Raw genomic sequence first — 22,020 nt, forward strand, 5'->3', positions numbered from 1 at the left:
ACCCGAAGGCCTTCTAAATCACGCGGCGTCGCTGCATCAGGGTTTCCCCCATTGTGCAAAATTCCCCACTGCTGCCTCCCGTAGGAGTTTGGGCCGTGTCTCAGTCCCAATGTGGCCGTACACTCTCTCAAGCCGGCTACTGATCGTCGCCTTGGTGAGCTTTTATCTCACCAACTAGCTAATCAGACGCAAGTCCATCTTACACCGATAAATCTTTGGTCTTTCCAGCATGGGCTGATTAGACTTTATAGGGTATTATTCTCCGTTTCCAGAGGCTATCCCCTTGTGTAAGGCAGGTTACTCACGTGTTACTCACCCGTTCGCCACTAATCCACTTAAGTTCATTCCGAAGAAATCATCTAAGTTTCATCGTTCGACTTGCATGTGTTATGCACGCCGCCAGCGTTTATCCTGAGCCAGGATCAAACTCTCAATTAAAGTTTGATCTTGACTATTGTCTATTTTTCGTTTTTGGTTTACTCAAAGTAATTCACTTTACTTTTCTTGTAGTTTCTATATATTTTTTTGAGGTTCAATGTCGTTATCTCGTAACGACTATTATATAATACCACGCTCATTTTATCTTGTCAAGTATTTTTTAATTTTTTTATTAAATCTTTACTTTCGAGATGTTTTCTCTGAAGTGATATCATATACATTATATACTGTATTTTTTAGCTTGTCAAGTTTTTTAAAAATTTTATTTTTAATTTTTTATCGCCTGACTGCTTCTTTAACAGTGCCTTTATATAATACTAGGATTTTTTATCTTTGTCAAATATTTTTTTTAATTTTTTAAAAAATTTAGAAGAGCCCTTAATTTCAAGCTTTTCTTCTTTGTTTTTTTGCTTGATGGGCTCTTTTTTGTAATTTTTTATTTTATTTTTTATTTTTCTAATGATTTTTTTAATTCTTCTAGTTTTTCTTTGCATACATCCATTGCTTTTTGGAGTGAGTCTTTTTTACTCATGTCTACTCCTGCCTCTTTTAATACTTGTAGTGGGTATTTGCTTTTTCCTGCTTTTAGGAAGTTAAGATATTTTTCTAAGTCTTCTTTATTACCCTTTAAGATTTTTTCTGATAGGCTTACTGCTGATGAAAAGCCTGTTGCGTATTGGAAGACGTAGTAGAACATATAAAAGTGTGGGATTCTTGCCCATTCTGTTGATATATATTTGTCTACTTCTATATCTTCTCCAAAATAGTCAACGTTTAGGTCGTGGTAGATTTGGTTTAATTTTTCTGCCGTTACTGGTAATGAATTTTCTACTAGCTTATTTGCCTCTAGTTCAAATTCTGCAAACATTGTTTGTCTAAAGACTGTTGATTTGAATGAGTTTACGTAATGGTTTAATAGATAGGCTTTTTCTTTTTCGTCTTTGGCGTGGTCTATCATGTAGTTTAGTAATAGAAGTTCGTTTGTTGTTGATGCTATTTCTGCCAAAAATATTGAATAATCTCCGTAGATATATGGTTGGGTTTTTCTTGTGTAGTAGGAATGCATAGAATGACCCAATTCGTGAGCTGTTGTAAAAAGTGAGTCTAGGGAGTCGTTGTAGTTTAATAGAATGTATGGTTCTGTATCGTAGGATCCGGATGAATATCCTCCTGACCTTTTTCCATCATTTTCCATTACATCAAACCACCTATCGTCAAAGCCCTCTCTCGCTTTTTTAATATAGTCTTCTCCAAGTGGGGCTAGGGCTTTTAGGATTAATTCTTTTGCCTCTTCAAATGTGTAAGTTTTGTTATAGTCTTCTACTAAAGGTAGGTAAATATCTTCAAATCCTAAATCATCTAGTCCCAAAACTTTTTTTCTTAGGCTAGTATAGTCTCTGTGAATTTCTATATTGTCATGGATTACTTCTATTAGATTGTCATAAACTTTCTCGTCAATATTATTTGCAAATAGACTCATCTTTCTTGCCGAATCAAATTTTTTGAGTTTTGCTATGGTGTTGTTTGCTGTCATTTCTCCATCTAGGAGGGAGGCTGCTGTATTTTCAAATTGCTTGTAGACTGTGTAATATTTTTCGTAAACTTCTTTTCTAAATTCACGATTTGGATCTAGTTCTAGGTTTGTGAAGTTTGCGTCTGTTATTTGAATTTCTTCATCGCCTTTTTTACCTTTGGAAATTTCAAGTCGGCGTTTGAAAAAATCATATAGGTGTTTTGTGGATTTTGGGATAGTTTTGAAAATGATGCTATAATTTTTTCTTCGTTTTCTCCCAAGGTGTGGTCTTTATTTCTAAATAAGTCCTCGAAATAATGCTCATAAATTTTTAATTCATCTTTTTCTTCTATATATGTTTGTACTTTTTTATAATCTTCTGACAATATTTCTGGTGTTATAAAGGAAAGTTCTTGGGCAAGGCTTGCAAATAAGTTGTCTGCAATTTTTGTCATTTCTTGGTATTTGGCAACTCTTGTATCTTCGTCAGATTTTAATGAGGCATATACGCCAAGTTTTGAAAATTTTCTTTCTAATTTTTCATCTGTCTTTAAAAAATCGTAAAGACTGTCGGCTGATTCTAAAATCCTTCCTTTATATGTCTTAGTTTTTTCTATTAGATTTTTTACTTCTTCTACGTCTCTGTAGAAATCATCGTCTGTCTTGTAAATTTTTTCTGTGTCCCATTTTAGGGACTTGTCTATATCTTTTCTGTCCATTTTTTCTCCTTTTTTTATAAAACTTGTGCAACTGACCTATTTCCTATATATATAAAGCCCATAGCTATTAGGCCAAAGGCAATTATTGCTATAATTTTGGTACTTGTTGGTAGGGGCATGTTCATTATTGGGAAAAATCCTGCAAGAATAAAGCCTCCCAAAAGTCCGCCAATATGTCCTGTTATTCCAATTCCTGGAACCATAAAGGAATAGATAATATTTATAGCAACTATTCCTATAAAGCTTGAACCAAATTGCCTTAGAAATTCATTGTCCCTATAGTTAAACATAATTCCTAGAGCAAGGCCAAACAAACCATAAAGGGATGTGGATGCTCCTGCTGAAACACTTGTAATTTCTCCAAAGGCATAGGTAAACAAATTTCCCATTACCCCTGTTAGTAAGTAAATAATTAGGAAATTTTTAGATCCGTACAAGGATTCAAAAGTATCTCCAACACTATTTAAAAAATACATATTCATCAAAAGATGAAAAACTCCAATGTGGATAAAAATCGGGCAAAATAATCTCCACCACTCTCCTTGGTATACATGGATTTTGCTCATAGCATTAAATCTTAAAAGATTTTCAATATTTTCGCTGCCGCCCGTTACAGTCATAAAAATAAACACTATGACATTAATCGCCATCAAAATTCTTGTCATTTTTCCCTTAGCCATAACTCCTCTTTCTTTAAAATATTTTTAAGCAAGTTTTTTTCTAATAAAGTCCCTTGCCATAGACCTTATTTCCTTTTCGTAGTCACTTCTTTCAAGGATTGGATTTAATTTAAAATTATAGGTCTCATCTATATAAGAATTATCCTTCAATTTGGGATAATCTTCATCTTGTAAGAAAATTATTTTAATATGATCCTTATATCTTTTGGCAAATCTAGCAAGATTAATAGAATTTTCCCCATTAAACTCATTAACATTTTCAGTAATAATCAAAAGATCCTTATCCTTAACCTGCTTTTCAAAATCTACAAGAGATAAGATAAGTTCCATAGAATTAGAAATTTTCGCCTTAAAAAATATATACATAGCCCAAGAAACTCCACCACCTGCGCCAAGATATGGAAAATCAATTTCGCTAACCCCTAAAAACTCACTCACTTTTTTAGAAAAATGCTTGCAGGCTTTCTCAAGCTCTAAAATTTCCTCCTCGCTTGCTCCTTTTCTTATAGGCCTCTTATCTAAAAAAGAATTTTTTTGAAAAAGAGTAAGGGGAAGGCTAGTTGCGATTTCAATATGAGTATCCAAAATTCTCTTATCAAGTCCACTGGCATCAATAGAATCAACCTTGATCATATTTTTAGCAACAGGGTTTAAAGAATTAAGATTTTTATCAAAAAACCTCACTCCCAAGGCATAAAGCATGCCCATTCCCATATCATTAACAGCCGTATCTCCAATGCCTATAAAAAAATCCTCACAGCCGTTATTCAATCCATCAACAAGCATCTCTCCCATACCAATAGAAGATGATTCCATAACATTAAGCTTATCCTTATACATAAGCCTAAGCCCACAAGCCTGAGCCATCTCCATAATGCAAGAATTTTTTTTTGATAATATATCTGGCAGTGGCAGCCTCTCCTATAGGATTATGTACATTAAGATAAGAAAAATCTCCACCGATTACTTCTTTCATAATCTCAACAGTTCCCATTCCCCCATCAATAAAGGGAAGAATAGAAGCCTTATTATTTTTATCTTTTTCTAACTCTTCTTTAAAATAATTTCCAATTTCAATAGAATTTTCAAAGTCTTTAATCGAATCTAAAGCTAGTAATATATTCATAATTCACCTCAATTAAATTATACCCAAACTATGTGGATGAATTATTAAATATCTTTACCAATTGTAAATTCAATGATATAATTAAATGGAAAGTTTAGAAAATAAACTTTTACTGTTTAACTCATAGAAATCTTTAAAAAGATTTCGCCCATCAAAGAGCCACTTAAAAAATTATAAGTGGCTTTTTAAAATGTCTTTCCAAAAATTTGGAAAGGCATTTTTTTATTTTTTAAAAATTATTGATATTGATTCAAAAATTATAATGAGTATAATTATCATATACTTTATTTTTTTATTTAAAATGAAGTAATTATTTAAATTATGGAGGATATTATGTCATTAATAGGAAAAAGATTACCTGAATTTAATTTGGATGCTTACGATCCAAAAACAAATGAATTTGTAAAGATAAGCGATAAGGACCTTGAGGGTGAATGGAAAGTTTTAATGTTTTATCCAGCAGACTTTACTTTCGTATGTCCTACAGAGCTTGAGGATTTACAAGAAAAATATGGGCAATTAAAAGAAATGGGTGCTGAAGTTTATTCTGTAAGCGTTGATACACATTTTGTGCACAAGGCTTGGCATGATGAAAGTGATGCAATTGGAAAAATCCAATACAAAATGATTGGCGATTCAAACAAAGAACTTACAAAAGCTTTAGATATTTTAACAGAAGATGGAAAAGCTGACAGAGCAACTTTTGTAATAGACCCTGATAACATCATTCAAACATTAGAAATAAATGCGGGTGGAATAGGAAGAAAAGCAGAAAATAATATATACAAAGTTAAGGCTGGTCAATATGTAAGAAAACATCCAGATCAAGTATGTCCTGCTAAATGGAATTCTGAAGATGATGATACATTAACACCAGGTCTTGACCTTGTTGGAAAAATCTAATGTTAGACAGTAAATTAAAAGATCAGCTAAAGGCTTATCTTAAAATGCTAAAGTCCAATGTAACAATTGGACTTTCGCTAAATGAAGATGAAAATTCAAAAAAATTAAAATCTTTTATAGAAGATGTTAAGTCTTTATCTGATAAGATTAAAATAAAAGAAGAAAAATTAGATTTTACACCTGCTTTTAGCTTAAATGGAGAATTTGAACACGGACAAATTGTTTTTGCAGGAATACCTTTGGGACATGAATTTGAATCATTTGTTCTTGCACTTTTACAAGTTGGTGGAATCGAACCAAAAATATCCAAGGAAGAAAAAGAAAGAATAAAATCTATAAAGGAAAAAAGAAATTTTGAAACAATAGTTTCCCTTTCCTGCCACAACTGCCCAGAAGTTGTACAAGCTTTCAATATTATGGCAGTTTTGAACAAAAATATCTCTCACACTATGATTGAAGGTTCCATAAACCAAGATATATGTGAACAAAGAGATCTTATGGCAGTGCCAGCAATTTTTGAAAATGGAGAATTTCTTGACGGGGGCAAAAAAACTATGGCAAGTCTTTTAGATCTTGTGGCAGAAAAAGTCCAAAAAGATTTATCCAATTTCAAAAATTATGATATCTTGATAGTCGGAGCAGGACCAAGTAGTGCTACAGCTGCAATTTATGGAGCAAGAAAAGGACTAAAAGTTGCAATAGTAGCAGATGAATTTGGTGGACAAGTAAACGAAACCCTCGATATAGAAAATATAACAGGAATACCGAAAACAGAGGGGCCTAAATATATGCTATCAGTCAAAAAGCAAGTGGAAAATCTTGGAGTAGACATAATAGAGGGAGTAAAAGCTGTCGATTTTGAAAAAAATGACCATGAATTTAATTTAATCCTAGAAGATGGGGCAAAAATAAATAGTAAAACAATAATTCTTGCAACAGGAACAAGATGGAGACTTCTTGGAATAGATGGAGAAGAAAAATTCAAAAACAAAGGCGTAGCTTTTTGTACCCACTGCGACGGTCCCCTATTTAAAGGAAAAGACGTAGCAGTTGTAGGAGGAGGAAATTCAGGAATAGAAGCGGCAATAGACCTTGCATCAATAGCAAAAACCGTTACAGTTCTCGAATTTTTACCAGAATTAAAGGCAGATAAAATATTACAAAAAAAATTAGAATCCTTAAAAAACGTAAAAGTTATAACTTCTGCCCAAACAACAAAACTCCTTGGCGATAAAAAACTATCAGGTCTTGAATATATAGATAGAAATACAAAAGAAGAAAAAACAATAGATCTTGCCGGAGTTTTCATCCAAATCGGTCAAATTCCAAATACAGAATGGCTGGAAGGAAAAATAAAACTCACAGATAGGGGCGAAATCGAAGTAGAAAAAGACGGTTCAACAAATATAGAGGGAATATTTGCAGCAGGCGATGCAACAAATTCCCTTTATAAACAAATAATAATAGCAGCAGGCTCAGGAGCAACAGCAGCCCTATCAGCCTTTAACTATTTAATAAGAAAATAAAAAGTAATGTGCAGAATAAAAATCTGCACATTTTTTTGCTTAAATTTACATAAACATCCTAAAATTATCATCATTCTTTTTTAAAAATATAATAAAAAACAATAAAGGGTGAAATTATAAAAATTATTGGCAAGACTAATTTTGAAAATGTAAAATAATCTATTTTCTCTAATCTATCTCCCATATTTTTAATAGCTTGGGGAAAGGCTATTACCGAAAAAGCTAGAAAAATTGTTAGTATTAAAAAGGGCATTTGTTTGGGGTTTTTATTTAAGGCCCCCTCCATTATGCCAAAATAATATATTAAATAAAAAACAAGGCCTATAGCTGCATATAAAAAATCCCAAAAAATTTTAGAAATAAAAGATTCATTTTCTTTATCATCTTTGTTTTTAAAATATTTTATATCAACTCCAAAAATTTCTGATAATTTCACAAGATTATCCATAGAAGGTTCACTAAGTCCCTTCTCCCACTTGGAGACAGCTTGTCTTGAAATATTTAATTCTTTTGCCAAATATTCTTGGGTTAAGTTTAATTCTTTTCTTTTATTTTTAATTTTTTCTCCAATCATAAATCCTCCTTTTTTATTATTGTAAGGAAATTTTTTAAAAAAGCTAGCAACTATAGGGCAACTTGGGGAATTTTTCTTAATTTCTTTTATTTTCACTTACAAATAATGATATAATTATAAAAAATAAGGAGGAATTATGGGTGAAATTATTAAAATAGAAATTGACAGCATAGTTGTCGGTATGGACGATGGGTCTGTTGTTAGGGTTAACTTATCTGATGTAAATTTTCTTCCTCAAATTGGAGACAGGGTTAAGGTATTTAAGGATGAAAAGGGAAATTTTGTAAAAAAAATAAAAGAGGACGAACTTGTTGAAAATAAAGAAAATAACTTACATAAAGAAGAAAATCTTTTTCAAAAAGAGAAAACCTCTGATTACAATTTTGAGACAAACACAATTGATTACAGGAACAATGTTACCAACAATTACTATATAAATACTAGTATGCAAAATAAAAAGAAGGTCAATAAGCTTTCTTATCTTCTTTTGGCATTTTTTTTGGGTAGCTTTGGTGGACACAAATTTTATTCCGGAAAAATCGGCAATGGAATACTATATTTATTTTTTTCTTGGACTTTTATTCCTACCTTAATTTCTTTTGTAGAATTTTTAACAGCCCTTACAAAGCCTTCTGATGAAAATGGTAATATATATGTATAAGGACTCAATTTTGAGTTCTTTTTTATTTAGAATAACTAAAATTTACTTAGATACGGGATTGTTAGGAAAAATATATTCATTTTAAAGTTAAATTATAATAATAAACAGCTAAGTTTAGAAATCTTTTCCTTTACTGTTTCTCTATATTTACTTAATCCATGAGATCTCTCCACTCATACTAAAACCCGTTTGCTAAGCAAATTTTCTCGTGCTTATGAAAACTCATTTGCTTTGCAAATTTTTCCGTGCTTTCGCACTAGTTTTAGGGATTATTGTGCCAAATCAAGGCACAATCATCTGGTCGAGATGGAGAATTTTTGGATTGATTTTATCGCTAAAGTCTTTTTACATTTTTTTGTTTCATTATTTTTTATTAAGTCTGAGAAGGATAAGGTGAAATTTTTTATGATATTTGATTTATAAATAAATTCTAATTTAAAAACGAAATAAAACCCATCTCGAGCCTGTCGAGAGATCTCTTTCTTAATTTTAAAAATTAATTTTCTATCTTCTTTGAATTATCTACTTCTAATTTTTCTTATATACTTATTTTCTACGAGATCTCTCCACTCATTTCATTCGCTCGAGATGGGGGTATTTTTTGGATTAATTTTCTTTCTAAGGCCTTATTTTTACCCTAATTTTTTTAAGGCAAAAAATATTGCCACAGCTAGGCCCTCATCTTCATATATTTCTAGGGTGTTTTCTTCAAAGTTAAAGTTTGCTAGAAATTCGTCTTCTTTTATTAGGGATAAGTTTTCTCCGTTTTCTATTAATCTTACTTGCCTATTTATAATTTTAGCCTGGCTTATGGGTTGGTCTTTCATTTTTTCTATTTTTAAGTTTCCTATTACAGCTTGTTTTTTTCCTCTTAGACTAAATAGGTTTTTTATTTTAAATCTTGCCACTAATTTTCCACTAGGACGTAATACATTGTACTTACCTTCTAATTTGTAGGTCATTCTTTCGTTTTCAAAAATTTTTCCATCTTTGTATTGTAATTTTTTCATTTTTTTCTCCAAATAAAAAGCCAGCAGGATAATCCCACTGGCATATTTTTAATAATTTTCTTTTAGATATTCGATTATATCATCAGATTCATACATTTTTTTGTCACCAAATACCATAAATGGGATTTGATCTTTTCCGCCAAGCTCTATTAATTCTTTGGTGTTTTCTTTTCCACTTCTTCCATCTTTTACATTGTAAGATGTGAAGTCTAAAATTTTATTTTCGTGCATGAAGTTTAAAACTTTTAAGCAGTATGGACATTCTGGTTTAAAATATAAATCAAATTTACTCATAATACTTCCTTTCTTTACTCTCTTTTTATTTTCTACCCCTAAATTTATTTTATAAACTTAAAAGAAAAATATTAAAGAGGTAAATAAGAGAAGTATTAGTAAGACTGGTGGCATAAAAACTTTCATGGCTGCCAAAAACATGGCAAGTCTATCGTCTTTTTCCAAGTTGTCTTTTTCTAAAAGTTCTTCTTTTTCATAGATTTCTTCTTTACTTTTGTTTTTGAAGGGATCTATTGGTCTTTTCATAGATTAGCTTCCTTAGCTAATTCGTGTTCTTCTTTGAGTCTCTTTTCTTCGTTTTTTTCAAAGGCTTCTTGTTTTGTTTTTTCTGATACATCCATCAAGTGGCAAGCTACAAAATGACCTTCTTCTACTTCTTTTAATTCTGGTTCAAATTGTTTGCAAATGTCCATGCAATATTTACATCTTGTATGGAAACGGCACCCCTTTGGTGGCCTTACAGCTGATGGAATATCTCCATCAATTGTTTGTAATTCTTGCCCCTTATCAACATCTGTTCTTGGAATTGCTTGTAAAAGCGCCTTTGTGTAAGGGTGTTGAGGATTTTTGAAAATCCTATCTGAATCAGAAAGCTCAACCATAACTCCCAAATACATTACCCCAATCCTATCAGAAATATATTTTACAACTGAAAGGTCATGGGTTATGAAAAGATAGGTTAGGTTTAAGTCTGTTTTTAAATCTTGCAATAAGTTTATAATTTGTGATTGAATTGAAACGTCAAGGGCTGATACTGCCTCATCGCAAACTATAAAAGTTGGGTTTAAGGCAAGGGCCCTGGCTATTCCTATTCTTTGCCTTTGTCCACCGGAAAATTGGTGAGGGTACCTGTGAATGAAATATGGGGCAAGTCCACATTGGTTCATTACATCTTGGATATATTCGTTGTAGCCAGCTTCTTTTCTTGATTTGAAAAGTCCATGGCCCAAGACACCTTCTCCAATTATATTTCCAACTGTCATTTTTGTATCCAAAGAACCATAAGGGTCTTGGAAAATTATTTGAAGATCTTTTCTAAGCTCTCTCATTTCCTCATTTGTAAGTCTTGATAAATCTATTCCATCATCTACAAAACTTTCAAATTTTTCAAAGAGGTCTTTTGATTTTAACTGATCTTTCTTAGACTTTATTTTTTGCTCTTTTTCCAAAACTTCCTTATCAAGTTTTTCTTTTTTACTTAAAAGTTCCTTGTATTTTGGATCATTTAGGATAGCATTTTTTAATTCTTTTTTATCCCTAATCCTTACTTGATCTTTTTCTTTTATTTTTTTGATTTGAAGTAAAACTTTTGATCTTTCTTTTATTTTTTTGTAATAATCATCTAAAATATTTGTAATTTCTTCTAAATTATCACTAGCAAGAAGTCCTCCTGCTATTCTCATCATATTTTCATATTCTTCTTGGAGAAGTCTTCTTTGATTCATAGCAGCTTCGTTTAATTCAGCTTTTTTTTCTTCATCATCAGTTTTTTCTAAATCATCATAAATTTTATGAAGTTTTTCCACCTCAGCATCGTATGAAGGAAATACTTTTGGTATGTCTTTTATATCCTTTCCCATATAAGCTGGGGCAAGTTTGTCAAGGGTTGTTCCATAATATAGGGTTGTTCCTTCAGTTTGTTCATAAATTTGAAGAATAGTCCTACCAAAGGTGGATTTTCCACAACCACTTTCTCCAACCAAACCAAAAGTTTCACCTTCAAATATATCTATTGAAATATTTTCGTTAGCATGGACATATTCATTTGCTCCCCTAGAAAAGATAGATTTTTCTTTATTGGAAAATATTTTTTAAGATTTCTTATTTTAAATAAGACTTTTTTATTATTTTTCTCCATCTTCTCTCTCCTTTCTATTTGGGAAGTGACACCTTATTTTTTGATTTTCATTTACAGCCACAAGCTCCGGCATTTCTTTCCTACATTTGTCACTAGCATACTTACACCTATCTGCAAATTTACACCCATCAGGTAGGTTAAGTGGATGTGGAACTGATCCTGGTATTATATCAAGTCTTTCGTTTCTATCGCTTGTTATTGCAGGGATAGAATTTAAAAGAGCAACTGTATATGGGTGGTTGTAATCTGTTATATCGTGTTTAAAAATATAATCTACTGGAGATTGTTCAACAATTTGTCCACAATACATTACAGCAACCTCATCTGCCATTTGATTTATAACTCCCAAATCATGGGTTATAAATAAAATTGATGTGTTTTGCTTTTCCTTTAATTCGTTCATCAACTTTAGAATTTGAGCTTGAATTGTAACATCAAGAGCTGTAGTTGGCTCATCTGCTATAAGTAATTTTGGTTCACAAGCAAGGGCCATGGCTATCATAACCCTTTGGTTCATACCACCAGAAAGCTCAAATGGATATTGTTTGGCAACAACATGAGGATTAGGAATTTTTACTTGGGCAAGTAGTTCTTCCACTCTTTTTGCAGCCTCTTTCTTATTCATTTTTTTGTGAAGGATCAAAACTTCTGAAATTTGTTTTTCAACAGTAAAAACCGGATTTAAAGAGCTCATTGGTTCTTGGAAAATCATAGAAATATCATTTCCCCTAATCTTTTCCATTTGAGATCTCTTGTAGTCAGAAATCTTTTTGCCATCAAAAATAATTTCTCCATCGTAAATTTTTTGGTTTGGCTCAAAAAGTTGAAGGATACTCATGGCAGTTTGACTTTTTCCAGAACCACTTTCTCCAACAAGGCCCAAAGTTTTTCCTTCTTCAATTGTGCATGATACTCCATTTACAGCCTTTATAAGACCACGTCTTGTTTTAAAGTAGGTATGGAGTTTATTTATTTCAAGTAAATTTTTCATTTTTACACCTATCTCTCATTTGATCTTGGATCTATTGCATCTCTTAGGGCATCTCCAATTAAGTTTACTGAAAATGCTGCCAAAAATACTGCAAGTGCTGGTATTACCCATCTCCACCAGTAAATATTAATTACATCTGATGATTGGGCACTTGTCATCATATTTCCCCAAGATGGCATAGGTTCTTGGACACCAAAACCTAAGAAAGAAAGTCCTGCTTCTGTAAGGAGGTTTCCAGCAAAACCAAGGGTAGCATTTACTATAATTATTGAAAGAATATTTGGAAGTATATGCCTTACAAGAATTGATGAATTTGTAACACCCAAAGCCCTTGCTGCTATTACATAATCTCTTTCTCTTTCAGCCAAAATTTGTCCACGAACAAGCCTTGCTATTCCTGTCCATCCAATAACTCCAAGTAAAACCATGATCATCATAAGTCTTGTATTTTGACTAGTATTTACAGGAAGGAGGGCAGAAAGTGTGATAATTAATGGATAAAATGGGAATGATTGAACAATTTCAGTAATTCTCATAAGAACATTATCAACACGTCCTCCAGCATAACCTGAAACCATACCAATAATTACACCAAGAACAACTTGGATTAGAACTGATACAAAAGAAATTACAATAGTCATCTTTCCACCGTGAATGAGTCTTGTAAAAATATCACGTCCTTGGTCATCTGATCCGAACCTAAATCCTTTTAGTCCCCAAGTATCAATTTTATTATCTTTACTTACGGCATAGTTATTAAAATATCCTGAAAATATTTGTTCATATTTTCCACTAGGACAAGTTGCCTCACCGTAATTATTATTTCCCCAAGAATAAAGTTTGCCGTTTTCATCAAGGGCTGTGAAGTGGTTTGTACCACCAACTATGTCCTTAACTTTTCCCTCAAATTTAGGAACATTTTTTCCAGATAAATTATCCCTAGAAGGTCCCCATACATAAAGTTTGCCAGTCTCATCAAGAGCTGCTGCAGAATTTGATGTTAAGGCAACCTTTGTAATTTTAACCTTATTATTTTTAATCTCATCAGGAGCTCCTACATCAACCTCAGCTCCCCTTACACCAAGAAGTTTTGTAGACCCATCTTTTAAAACAGCAAGAATATTTGAACCACTTGTATCAAAATCTACAACTTTTCCTTGAACTTCTTTTGGGATAAGGTCAAGTCTTGAGTTCATTGTTGAACCCCAAACATAAATATTATTTTTTTCAGTCAAAACGACAGAATATTGAACTCCACCGCCAAGTTTTTTAATACCTTCTTCTTTAATTTTACTTTCTTGCATTGGTGGAAGTTCAGCTTGTTGGAAAGAATCATTTCCCCAACCATAAAGCTCATTATCTTCTGTAGCTACAATAATATGCCTATCCCCTGCAGCAACATCTTTTATTTTTTTGCCATCAAGTTCTTCTTTAATATCATCAGGGATTTTCATAACATCATCTTCGTTATTTTTTCCCCAAAAATAGTAATTTTTCTCCTTAGTAAGACCTACACCAAAAGTATTTCCTACAGAAATCTTCTCAACCCCTTCTTTTTCCATTTGAGATGGGTATTTCATATAGCCTGAACCTGGGGAAACATTAATAAGATTTCCCTCAGCTTGGTAAGGATTAAAAGGAATTATTGCTGACCCAATAAAAACAACAAGGATAATTCCAAGAAGTAGGACAAGTCCAATAAGTCCAAGAGGGTTTCTAAAATAATTTTTAACAGCCATTTTTCCAGGAGAAGTAATGGCATCTTCCTTTAAAGACTCATTTTCATTTAATCTAAGGTCTTCTAAATTTTCTCCACTTTGCTCATCAAGAAGATCTTGAGCCCTATCCTTAATCTTATCCTCTTCACTCTCATCATTTGCATTTGTACCAAAAGTAAACAAGGAAAGAACTAATTTTCCAAAAGATTTAAATGATTTTTTTAATTCATCTTTCATACTAAGCCTCCAATTTTACTCTAGGATCAACAAGGGCATAGGCAATATCCATAATCAAGTTTCCAAGAAGGGTTAAAATTGCATAAAACATTGTTAGTGCAAGGATAACATTATAATCTTGAGCCAAAACTGATTTAATAAGAATATTTCCAATTCCCCTGTAAGCAAAAATAGTTTCAGTTATAGCAGAACCTGAAAACATAGAAAGAATTGCCCAAGTCATAGCAGTTACAACTGGTATAAGGGCATTTCTAAAAGCGTGAGAATAAATTACAGTCTTTTCCTTAAGCCCCTTTGCTCTCGCAGTTCTAATATAATCTTCATTAAGTGAATCTAGCATAGAATTTCTAACATATCTAGAAATAGATGCCATAGATCCAAAAGTTAAAGTTAAAGTAGGTAAAATTAAATATCTTATCCACTCACCAAAAGTATTATTTCTAGGCATACCATTTGCTGGCAACCATCCTAGCCTAAAGGCAAATAAGAATATCAAAAATAAACCTATAAAAAATGTAGGCAAGGAAATACCAACCAAGGTAAAGACCTGGAAGAATTTATCAAAAACTCCTCCCTTGTGAACGGCTGACCTTATTCCTATAAGAACCGAAAGCACAAAAGAAACAAGGGTTGAACCAATATTAAGTAAAATTGTATTTTTAAGTGGTTCAGAAAGATATTCCTTAACAGGTCTTTTAACTTGGGTAGATTCACCATAATCTCCCTTCAAACTTCTTCCCATCCACATAAAATATTGTTCTGGCAACGATTTATCATAACCATAACGTTTTTCAAGATTTTTATACATTTGTTCTTGTTGGGCCTTGGTCATTCTTCCATCCTTTGGCATCATAGCCAAGATAGGATCACCAGGCATGGATTTAGAAAGCACAAAAACCAAGATAGATATGATTATAGCTACTGGAATCAAATTTATGATTCTCTTTATTATGTATTTTAACATCTTCATCCCTTCCTTAATGTTTTTAAATTTACCCATTTACTTATTCTTAACTTTAATTTGATAAAGATAAATAATTATTTTCACAAAAATTTATACAGAGGAAAACATTAACTATAAAAATTTATAAATAAATATAAAAATCTCAGTATAGAGTAAACTTATAATATCATAGTCCTAATAATAATATAAGATGAGTGATTTGTCAATGTGAAATTTATCATAAATTTATAAAGATTGATATATATTTTTAAAGATTCATTATTTATGAGCATAAAATTACATTAATGAATATTAATTAAAAATTATTCCTATAGTGCATTAATACTCTAATGTTTTTCATATATAAAGGTGAATTTTGAAAATAAATAAAAATAAAAAGGGGGAATTTATAAAAAATGAAAAATAAAGAAAACCATGTTATAAAAAAAAAGCAAAAGAATAATTTATTATTAATTCAAGGAATAAAGTAAATTCCACCTAAAGCTAATAAAGAGATTTCTCGACAGGCTCGAAATGGGTTTGTCTTTATATTTGATTTATTTCTTCGGATTTATTTAATATTAAAAATGAATTAAGAAGTTTTTAAATTAACTAGAATTGATATTTTTATATTTTATTTATTCTAATAATTTTATTTAAATCTTCACTTTTATTAAATTTAAGCTTAATTTTTAAAATATAATAAAAAAACAATAAACTTACTACTTTAGCCTAAAAGTAAATACAGACTACACCCATCTCGAGCCTAGTCGAGAGATCTAATGGAATAGGATGATAGTGAAAATTGAATTTATTAATTCAAGGAAGAAAGTAAATTTCACTCTAAAGCTAATAAAGAGATTTCTCGGCAGGCTCGAAATGGGTTAATTCTTTATACTCGATTTATTCCTTCGGATTTATTTAATATCAAAATAAATTAATATATTGCTAAACATCCTATAAATAGTAAGTTTATATTTATTTTTCTAATTATTTTATTTAAATCTTCACTTTTATTCTTATTAAATATATATTTCAAATGTAAATCTTTAAAAAATAACAAACTTCTTACTTTAGTCTAAAAGTAAATAAAAACTACACCCATCTAGAGCTAAGTCGAGAGATCTATTTATTTTCTTTATATTGGAACTAAACTTACTACTTTAGTATAAAAGCAAATAAAACAACTCCCATCTTAAGCAGATAATTATGCCTTGATTTGGCATAATTATCCCTAAAAATTAGTGGGAAAGCACGGAAAAGTTTTCGAAGAAAACTGGTTTTAGTTGTCGAGAAATCTCTTTTTATGTCCATATTGTAATTAGTTTTGCTTTCACAAATAAGCTTGGTAAAATTTTCCAATAAAAAAGAAGCCACTTTTTGTGACTTCTCTTCTTTTAATTATTTAAGACTCATTTGGTTGATTTGGCAAGATGTTGCCCATTCTGGTGTTAAGCCTTCAAATCCTTTTACTCTTGTTGATGCTGATGAGTGAATTTGGTTTGAATAAAGTGGGATTTCTGGTAGGTAATCATTGTACCATTTTTGGAATTCTTCCCATTTATCTAGGTAAGCTTTATTTTCACCTGGTTTTATTCTTCTTAATTCTTCTGTTATTTTGTCAGCTTGTGGGTCATTTGTTTTTGTAGTATTGTCGTTTCCTTTGCTGTTGTATTGGTAGAAAGGATCAAATGGTGATCCAAATTCAAGTCCCATGTTAAATGCTGTATATTCAGCCTTATCTCCTTCTTTAGGATTCATCATGTAATTTAGAAGTGTGTTAAAATCACCTGCTTGAACATTGTATTCAAGTCCTGCTTGTTTAGCATTGTCTGGTAATTGGTTTGAAAGAAGGGTTGTTATTTCTGAATCTTTTGAACCAAATTGGTTAACTTGTAATTTTTTACCATTTTCATCGTATCTGTAATAATCAAATTTGTCTGCATTGCTCTTATATTGGTCAGCAGCTTTTTTTGCATCCCAAGGAGTTTTTCCATCTTTTTCAAATTTGTATGGAGATTGGTCTAATCTCTTGTTTGCTTCTTCTACGTTTAAGGTATACTTTGTAAGTTTTCCTTCTATGTCAGCTCCTCTTTCCTTATACATCCATTGGCTTGAACCATACATTCCGTTTGTTACTACTGCATATCCACCTGCAAAGTTTTGTACGAAATCATCCCTGTTCATTAAGAAAGCTATAGCTTGTTTAACTTCTTTGTATTGGGTAGCTCCCCTGTCATTTAAGAATTTCAAACATCCATAACCATTTCTGTCATAAGCTACATATTGTAATTTCTTTTCTTTTGCTGCCTTTCTCATTTGAGAAATTCTTGACCCATTCATTTCACCTTCAAATACATCTATATCCCCATTTTGAACAAGGTCTACAGATATTTCTGGGTTTATTGCTTGGATAATTACATTTTTAATTGTAGCTTTGTGTCCTTCAAAATCTCCAGCATATTTGTCGTTAAGTTCCATTTTAACCATATTGTTTTTGAATGAAACAAATTTATAAGGTCCACAAGTAACCTTTGGTGCTTTTCTGTATTCATTTGCATCAAAAAGCATAGCTTGTTCTACAAGCATTTCTGTTGGGTCTATATCTTTTCCGCTTTCTGCAGATTTTTTCTTATCTTCAAGAGTTTTAAGTTTTTCTTCGTGTTCTTTTTTAGCATCTGGATCTTCTTCGCCTGCTTCTTTTACAGCTTCATCATAAGAAGATTTTTCTGTTTCAATTTGCTTATCAAGTGATGCAACAAAGGCCTTTTTGTCATCATCTGATAATTTGTAGCCATCTTTAAGGGCAAACTTAGATCCATCAACTGTTAAGTTTGGAGCTATATAATGAATTGGTCTAGGATTCATTGCTTTTAGAGATTCCTCTTCAAAGTATGGTAAGAAATCATTTGAAACTGTAATTTCAAAAGTTTGGTCATCAATTTTCTTAAGTCCAGCAAATTCATCAGTTTTTCCTTCCCTAAAGTCATTGTAGCCTTTTAGAGAATCTCCACCAATTTCAGTAGATCCTGTTATTAGAGCATAATCTTGTGGTGAGTGTAAAAGAGCTGTAAATAAATAATCATCAGCTGTTACAGGCTTACCGTCAGACCATTTTAAATCTTTTTTAATTTTAAAAGTAAAAGTTTTTGATCCATCTTCATTTTCTTTTGACTTAGGATCTCCATCAAGAACGGTTTTATTCATTACATATTTTCCGCTTCTGTCTTTTACATAAGTAGCATATCCAACAGAACCTTGAATTCCCATAAATTCTCTAGCTCTTACATCATTAGCACTGTTATTAAAACCTTGGATGAATTCTCCCCCAAGTGAATCAACACCCACTACTAGTGTGTTATCATCTGTTTGTTTTTTAAATTCTTCATTAGCTTGTTCGTTACTAGCCTTATTGTCTGCTCCGGCATTTGATCCGTTATTGTCTTTGTCGCCACTACCGCCACAAGCTGTAAGTGTCAAAGCCAATCCAAGAGCAAAAGCTTGTGAGAAAACTTTTTTTACATTCATCCTTCTCTCCTCTTTTCTTTTTATTTTTTGATTTATATGGATTCATTATAATTTATATTTATATTTTTGTCAAACCTTATTTATTCTTGATGATTTCAATAAAATTTCAATTTTTTTGAAAAAAATATTTTTTACTTATTTATATTTATACAAAAATTAGCAGATTTATTGTCTAAATAAATTAAAAAAATCTATAATTTTTTAAGCTATCACTTGAAATGATAACCTTTTTCTTCTTTGTATATTAATAGGATAAAGTTATAAATTATGAAAATTTTGTTTTAAATTATTAAAAAATAAAAAAATCTATTAAAAATCCCCTTAAACGGGTAAAATATAAGTAATAACAAAAATATGGAGGTTTTATGAAAAAGAAAATAGCACTTGCTCTTTGTTTATCTCTTGTTTTGACCTCATGTTCATTGAAAAGCAAAAACAATGATAAATCAAATAGCAACGAACTTAAAAGCCAATCTAATACTCAAAATAATTTGATAATAGGTGAAAGTAAGGACAACAAATCTAATAATTTATCAAAATCAAATGAAAAAATCGAATCACCTTCAAAGACTTTATCTATCAAGGATATTAAAAAAGCTATGGTAGATTTGGGTGGATTTGACCAAGCCTTTACTGATAAGTTAAGCGATAAGGAAATTAAATCTTATCAAAAAGATGCAGATCAACTTAGCAAAAAAACAGGTTTTTGGAACAAACTAACCCTAATGTTTAACCAAATTGCCAAAGAAAATCCAAATACCAGTAGATTTTATCCAGATTCTAGTATAGAAGATGTGGTAAATAATTGGGTTTATTCAACAGATGAAGGACTTGACCATTACGCAAATGCCAGAGTTTATATAGGACAAAACGGCTTTGACGCATCCCAAGTTCCAAACGGTGAGCTTAGAAAAATCTTTAATGAAGTTTATGACGAAAACAAATATGCAACTTATGATGAAAATATTGAAAAAGCTAGCCAAAAATTAAAGAAAAAATATCCAAACGGATATGAAGGAAAAGAAAATTCTGAAAAAGAAGATACAAAAGAAGAAAAGGACAATTCACAAGCTAAAACAAGCTTAGATCAAGGAAATAGACCAGTGGACAAATTCTCTGAAAACAAAAAAGATTATGATGCCTTTAGAAAAGAATTGGTAGACCAATATAAATTTTCTAAAAAATCCGTTGAAAAAATTACAAATAACGACATAGACCTAGCCTACCTAAGAGCTCAAAAGAAATTAGAAGATGAAGGATTTGGCGATATAGGACTTGTAATAAATGAAATAGCAAAAATGTATCCAGGTTCATCATCAATGTACCCAGGAAATGAAAATTAGAAAATTTTCCCCATTATGGGGATTTTTTTTGTGGAATAAACTATCTTAATTTCTCTAATAGGACGGAGTTAATTTCAATATAAAAAAAATTAAAGAAATCTCTCGACAACTAAAAACAGTTTCTTCGAAAACTTTTCCGTGCTTTCACACTAATTTTTAGGGACAATTATGCCAAATCAAGGCATAATTATCTGCTCGAGATGGATTATTTTGGGTATTTACTTTTACGCTAAAGTAGCAAGTTTATTGTTTTTTTATTTCGTTTTAAAAATTAAGCATAAATTTAATAAAAATAAAGATTTAAATAAAATTAATTAGAAGAAAAATATAAAAGTCTTCATTTATAGCTAATTGATAAATTTCTTAATTCATTTTTAATATTAAATAAATTCTAAGAAATGAATCACTATAAAGACAAAACCCATTTCGAGCTTGTCGAGAAATCTCTTTGTTGATTTTGGAGTAATATTCATTTTATTTCTTGTATTAATAATAATTTTAATATTTTTTTCCCACAAAAAAAACCACCTATTTATTAGGTGATTTATTGCATTTTTTTCATTTCTATGGTGAATTTTTGTAGGATTTTTTTCTCTATTCTTGATACTGTCATTTGGGAGATGGATAGTTTTTGGGCTATGTCTACTTGGGTTCTGCCCTCGTAGTATCTTAATTCTAGGATTTGTTTTTCCAAATCATTTAGTCTTTCTGTAGATTTTTCTATTAAATCTTTTAATTCTATGGAATCAAAATTTTTGTCATCTTCTCCAATCATGTCGGATAAGTCCACAGAGTTTTCCCCCTTTTGAACTTGGTATTTCATATCCAAACTTTGAGGAGTATAGACCTTGCTTGCTTCCATTGTTTCTAGAATTGTTTCTTCATCTTCTCCAAGATAGGCTGCAATATCTTTTATTGTCGGGGTTCTTTGGAGTTCTTGGGGAAGAATTTTTTTGGCTACATTTATTTTTTTGTAGAGATTTTGAATTCTTCTTGGAACCCTTATTACCCAGCCCTTATCTCTGAAGTATCTTTTGAGCTCTCCCATTATTGTTGGGGTAGCAAAGGATGAAAATTCGTATCCTTTTGATGGATCATACCTATCGATGGCATAGATAAGGCCAAGAGATGCCACTTGATAAAGGTCATCTTTTTCTATTCCCTTTCCAACGTATTTGTTAGAAAGGATATCGACTATATACATATGATCTTCTATTAGCTCATTTCTTAGGTCCTTGTCCCTTGTTTTATAAAATTGTTCAAATTTTTCTTTGATCTCTTTTTTTCTTTCAAGAGAAGCTTTTGTTTTTGCCATAATTATTTCTCTTTTGTAAGTATAATCTTATCTTCAACAACTTCTACCCTATCTGCTAATTGCTCAAGGATAATTTGTTTGATTTTTAGATTTTCCTCTTCAATTTCCCTATCTTTTCCTATTACTTCTACTTTCATTAGATTTTCTTTGATATAGAAATTTATTTTTATATCCTGATCGCTCATTTTATAATTTATTGCTTCTGAAACGACTACTCTAATATCTTCAACTTCTTCTATATCAAAACCCATATCGCTTGCAAGGCTTGCTGCCAAAAGTCTCATTGATTTTAAATAAAGTGTCTTTGGTGGAATTGTTAAACTTATGGTATCCATTATTCCTCCATTTCAAATAAATCACTTATATCTGTTATTTTGAATAATTTTTTGATATTTTCTTTAGCATTTATTATTTTTATAGTCTTACCTTTTTCTTTTTGGTCCTTGTATATATTTATAAACATACCAAGTCCTGTTGAATCTATATAATCAAGTTTTTCAAGATCTACTAATAAATTTTCATTTTTATCTTTTAGTGACTTATCGCAAAATTTAGCAAAATCTTCTTTTGAATAAACATCTAAATCGCCAATCAGTTTTACCAATAAGTGATCATTTTTTTCTTCTATATTTGCCTTAAACAT

At 31.0% G+C, this 22,020-nt stretch carries 16 protein-coding genes, 1 rRNA gene and 3 pseudogenes; 4 read left to right on the forward strand and 16 right to left on the reverse strand.

The window, feature by feature from the left end; translation table 11 throughout:
• From ANHYDRO_RS08405 to ANHYDRO_RS08420, 4 genes and pseudogenes are all read right to left on the reverse strand, one after another.
• A 16S ribosomal RNA gene (locus ANHYDRO_RS08405) occupies positions 1–438 on the reverse strand; the annotation flags it as partial.
• A gap of 448 nt (positions 439–886) precedes the next feature.
• Positions 887–2,670, reverse strand: a pseudogene (gene pepF / locus ANHYDRO_RS08410) (oligoendopeptidase F).
• A 14-nt stretch (positions 2,671–2,684) separates the two neighbouring features.
• Positions 2,685–3,350 (reverse strand): rhomboid family intramembrane serine protease, encoded by a 666-nt coding sequence (locus ANHYDRO_RS08415; protein WP_004815685.1) that lies wholly within the window; start codon positions 3,348–3,350, stop codon positions 2,685–2,687.
• Between the two features lie 24 nt (positions 3,351–3,374).
• A pseudogene (locus ANHYDRO_RS08420) lies at positions 3,375–4,476 on the reverse strand (glycerate kinase).
• 333 nt (positions 4,477–4,809) lie between these two features.
• Between ANHYDRO_RS08420 and ahpC the strand changes: the two are divergent.
• Positions 4,810–5,379 (forward strand): alkyl hydroperoxide reductase subunit C, encoded by a 570-nt coding sequence (ahpC, locus tag ANHYDRO_RS08425; protein WP_004817227.1) that lies wholly within the window; start codon positions 4,810–4,812, stop codon positions 5,377–5,379.
• On the forward strand, positions 5,379–6,905 hold the full coding sequence (gene ahpF, locus ANHYDRO_RS08430; RefSeq protein ID WP_004815694.1) for an alkyl hydroperoxide reductase subunit F: 1,527 nt from the start codon (positions 5,379–5,381) through the stop codon (positions 6,903–6,905). The genes ahpC and ahpF overlap by 1 nt, the downstream gene beginning before the upstream one ends.
• A gap of 70 nt (positions 6,906–6,975) precedes the next feature.
• Here the strand turns inward: ahpF and ANHYDRO_RS08435 are convergent, their stop codons facing one another.
• On the reverse strand, positions 6,976–7,479 hold the full coding sequence (locus ANHYDRO_RS08435) for a helix-turn-helix domain-containing protein (protein WP_039914505.1): 504 nt from the start codon (positions 7,477–7,479) through the stop codon (positions 6,976–6,978).
• A gap of 136 nt (positions 7,480–7,615) precedes the next feature.
• Here ANHYDRO_RS08435 and ANHYDRO_RS08440 point away from each other — a divergent pair, with 136 nt between their 5' ends.
• Positions 7,616–8,140, forward strand: a complete 525-nt coding sequence (locus tag ANHYDRO_RS08440) for a TM2 domain-containing protein (protein WP_004815699.1) — start codon at positions 7,616–7,618, stop codon at positions 8,138–8,140.
• A 632-nt stretch (positions 8,141–8,772) separates the two neighbouring features.
• Here ANHYDRO_RS08440 and ANHYDRO_RS08445 read toward each other — a convergent pair.
• The 8 genes and pseudogenes from ANHYDRO_RS08445 to ANHYDRO_RS08480 all read right to left on the reverse strand — a co-directional run bounded on the left by ANHYDRO_RS08445 (position 8,773) and on the right by ANHYDRO_RS08480 (position 18,719).
• Positions 8,773–9,150, reverse strand: coding sequence for a hypothetical protein (locus ANHYDRO_RS08445; RefSeq protein ID WP_004815700.1), 378 nt, complete (start codon positions 9,148–9,150; stop codon positions 8,773–8,775).
• A 48-nt stretch (positions 9,151–9,198) separates the two neighbouring features.
• On the reverse strand, positions 9,199–9,444 hold the full coding sequence (locus ANHYDRO_RS08450) for a glutaredoxin family protein (protein WP_004815703.1): 246 nt from the start codon (positions 9,442–9,444) through the stop codon (positions 9,199–9,201).
• A gap of 57 nt (positions 9,445–9,501) precedes the next feature.
• On the reverse strand, positions 9,502–9,690 hold the full coding sequence (locus ANHYDRO_RS08455; RefSeq protein ID WP_004815704.1) for a hypothetical protein: 189 nt from the start codon (positions 9,688–9,690) through the stop codon (positions 9,502–9,504).
• Positions 9,687–11,302, reverse strand: a pseudogene (locus ANHYDRO_RS08460) (oligopeptide/dipeptide ABC transporter ATP-binding protein). The gene ANHYDRO_RS08455 and the pseudogene ANHYDRO_RS08460 overlap by 4 nt, the downstream one beginning before the upstream one ends.
• On the reverse strand, positions 11,289–12,293 hold the full coding sequence (locus ANHYDRO_RS08465) for an ABC transporter ATP-binding protein (protein ID WP_004815710.1): 1,005 nt from the start codon (positions 12,291–12,293) through the stop codon (positions 11,289–11,291). The pseudogene ANHYDRO_RS08460 and the gene ANHYDRO_RS08465 overlap by 14 nt, the downstream one beginning before the upstream one ends.
• An 8-nt stretch (positions 12,294–12,301) precedes the next feature.
• On the reverse strand, positions 12,302–14,248 hold the full coding sequence (locus ANHYDRO_RS08470) for an ABC transporter permease subunit (protein WP_004815713.1): 1,947 nt from the start codon (positions 14,246–14,248) through the stop codon (positions 12,302–12,304).
• A 1-nt stretch (position 14,249) separates the two neighbouring features.
• Positions 14,250–15,212: an ABC transporter permease gene (locus tag ANHYDRO_RS08475; protein WP_039914508.1), complete on the reverse strand. Its 963-nt coding sequence runs from the start codon at positions 15,210–15,212 to the stop codon at positions 14,250–14,252.
• A 1,380-nt stretch (positions 15,213–16,592) separates the two neighbouring features.
• Positions 16,593–18,719: an ABC transporter substrate-binding protein gene (locus ANHYDRO_RS08480; RefSeq protein WP_004815720.1), complete on the reverse strand. Its 2,127-nt coding sequence runs from the start codon at positions 18,717–18,719 to the stop codon at positions 16,593–16,595.
• 365 nt (positions 18,720–19,084) lie between these two features.
• On the opposite strand from ANHYDRO_RS08480, the gene ANHYDRO_RS08485 reads away from it, so the two are divergent.
• Positions 19,085–20,062 carry a hypothetical protein gene (locus ANHYDRO_RS08485; RefSeq protein WP_004815723.1) on the forward strand — a complete coding sequence of 326 codons (978 nt, stop codon included), beginning with the start codon at positions 19,085–19,087 and terminating at the stop codon, positions 20,060–20,062.
• Positions 20,063–20,606: 544 nt separating this feature from the next.
• Here ANHYDRO_RS08485 and ANHYDRO_RS08490 read toward each other — a convergent pair.
• From ANHYDRO_RS08490 to ANHYDRO_RS08500, 3 genes are read right to left on the reverse strand one after another with little or no spacing between them, the layout of a single operon-like run.
• Positions 20,607–21,377 (reverse strand): SigB/SigF/SigG family RNA polymerase sigma factor, encoded by a 771-nt coding sequence (locus tag ANHYDRO_RS08490; RefSeq protein WP_004815726.1) that lies wholly within the window; start codon positions 21,375–21,377, stop codon positions 20,607–20,609.
• 2 nt (positions 21,378–21,379) lie between these two features.
• On the reverse strand, positions 21,380–21,712 hold the full coding sequence (locus ANHYDRO_RS08495; RefSeq protein ID WP_004815729.1) for an ATP-binding protein: 333 nt from the start codon (positions 21,710–21,712) through the stop codon (positions 21,380–21,382).
• Entirely contained in the window at positions 21,712–22,020 is a 309-nt protein-coding gene (locus ANHYDRO_RS08500) for an STAS domain-containing protein (protein ID WP_039914510.1), read from the reverse strand. The genes ANHYDRO_RS08495 and ANHYDRO_RS08500 overlap by 1 nt, the downstream gene beginning before the upstream one ends.

Origin of the sequence: Anaerococcus hydrogenalis DSM 7454 (assembly GCF_000173355.1) — a bacterium.
GTDB classification, from domain to species: domain Bacteria; phylum Bacillota; class Clostridia; order Tissierellales; family Peptoniphilaceae; genus Anaerococcus; species Anaerococcus hydrogenalis.

Coding starts and splice junctions, on each gene's coding strand:
- ANHYDRO_RS08450 (WP_004815703.1), bottom strand. CDS start 9,444: ATGAGTAAATTTGATTTATATTTTAAACCAGAATGTCCATACTGCTTA.
- ANHYDRO_RS08500 (WP_039914510.1), bottom strand. CDS start 22,020: ATGTTTAAGGCAAATATAGAAGAAAAAAATGATCACTTATTGGTAAAA.
- ANHYDRO_RS08435 (WP_039914505.1), bottom strand. CDS start 7,479: ATGATTGGAGAAAAAATTAAAAATAAAAGAAAAGAATTAAACTTAACC.
- ANHYDRO_RS08495 (WP_004815729.1), bottom strand. CDS start 21,712: ATGGATACCATAAGTTTAACAATTCCACCAAAGACACTTTATTTAAAA.
- ANHYDRO_RS08475 (WP_039914508.1), bottom strand. CDS start 15,212: ATGTTAAAATACATAATAAAGAGAATCATAAATTTGATTCCAGTAGCT.
- ANHYDRO_RS08490 (WP_004815726.1), bottom strand. CDS start 21,377: ATGGCAAAAACAAAAGCTTCTCTTGAAAGAAAAAAAGAGATCAAAGAA.
- ANHYDRO_RS08485 (WP_004815723.1), top strand. CDS start 19,085: ATGAAAAAGAAAATAGCACTTGCTCTTTGTTTATCTCTTGTTTTGACC.
- ahpC (WP_004817227.1), top strand. CDS start 4,810: ATGTCATTAATAGGAAAAAGATTACCTGAATTTAATTTGGATGCTTAC.
- ANHYDRO_RS08455 (WP_004815704.1), bottom strand. CDS start 9,690: ATGAAAAGACCAATAGATCCCTTCAAAAACAAAAGTAAAGAAGAAATC.
- ANHYDRO_RS08480 (WP_004815720.1), bottom strand. CDS start 18,719: ATGAATGTAAAAAAAGTTTTCTCACAAGCTTTTGCTCTTGGATTGGCT.
- ANHYDRO_RS08415 (WP_004815685.1), bottom strand. CDS start 3,350: ATGGCTAAGGGAAAAATGACAAGAATTTTGATGGCGATTAATGTCATA.
- ANHYDRO_RS08465 (WP_004815710.1), bottom strand. CDS start 12,293: ATGAAAAATTTACTTGAAATAAATAAACTCCATACCTACTTTAAAACA.
- ANHYDRO_RS08440 (WP_004815699.1), top strand. CDS start 7,616: ATGGGTGAAATTATTAAAATAGAAATTGACAGCATAGTTGTCGGTATG.
- ANHYDRO_RS08445 (WP_004815700.1), bottom strand. CDS start 9,150: ATGAAAAAATTACAATACAAAGATGGAAAAATTTTTGAAAACGAAAGA.
- ahpF (WP_004815694.1), top strand. CDS start 5,379: ATGTTAGACAGTAAATTAAAAGATCAGCTAAAGGCTTATCTTAAAATG.
- ANHYDRO_RS08470 (WP_004815713.1), bottom strand. CDS start 14,248: ATGAAAGATGAATTAAAAAAATCATTTAAATCTTTTGGAAAATTAGTT.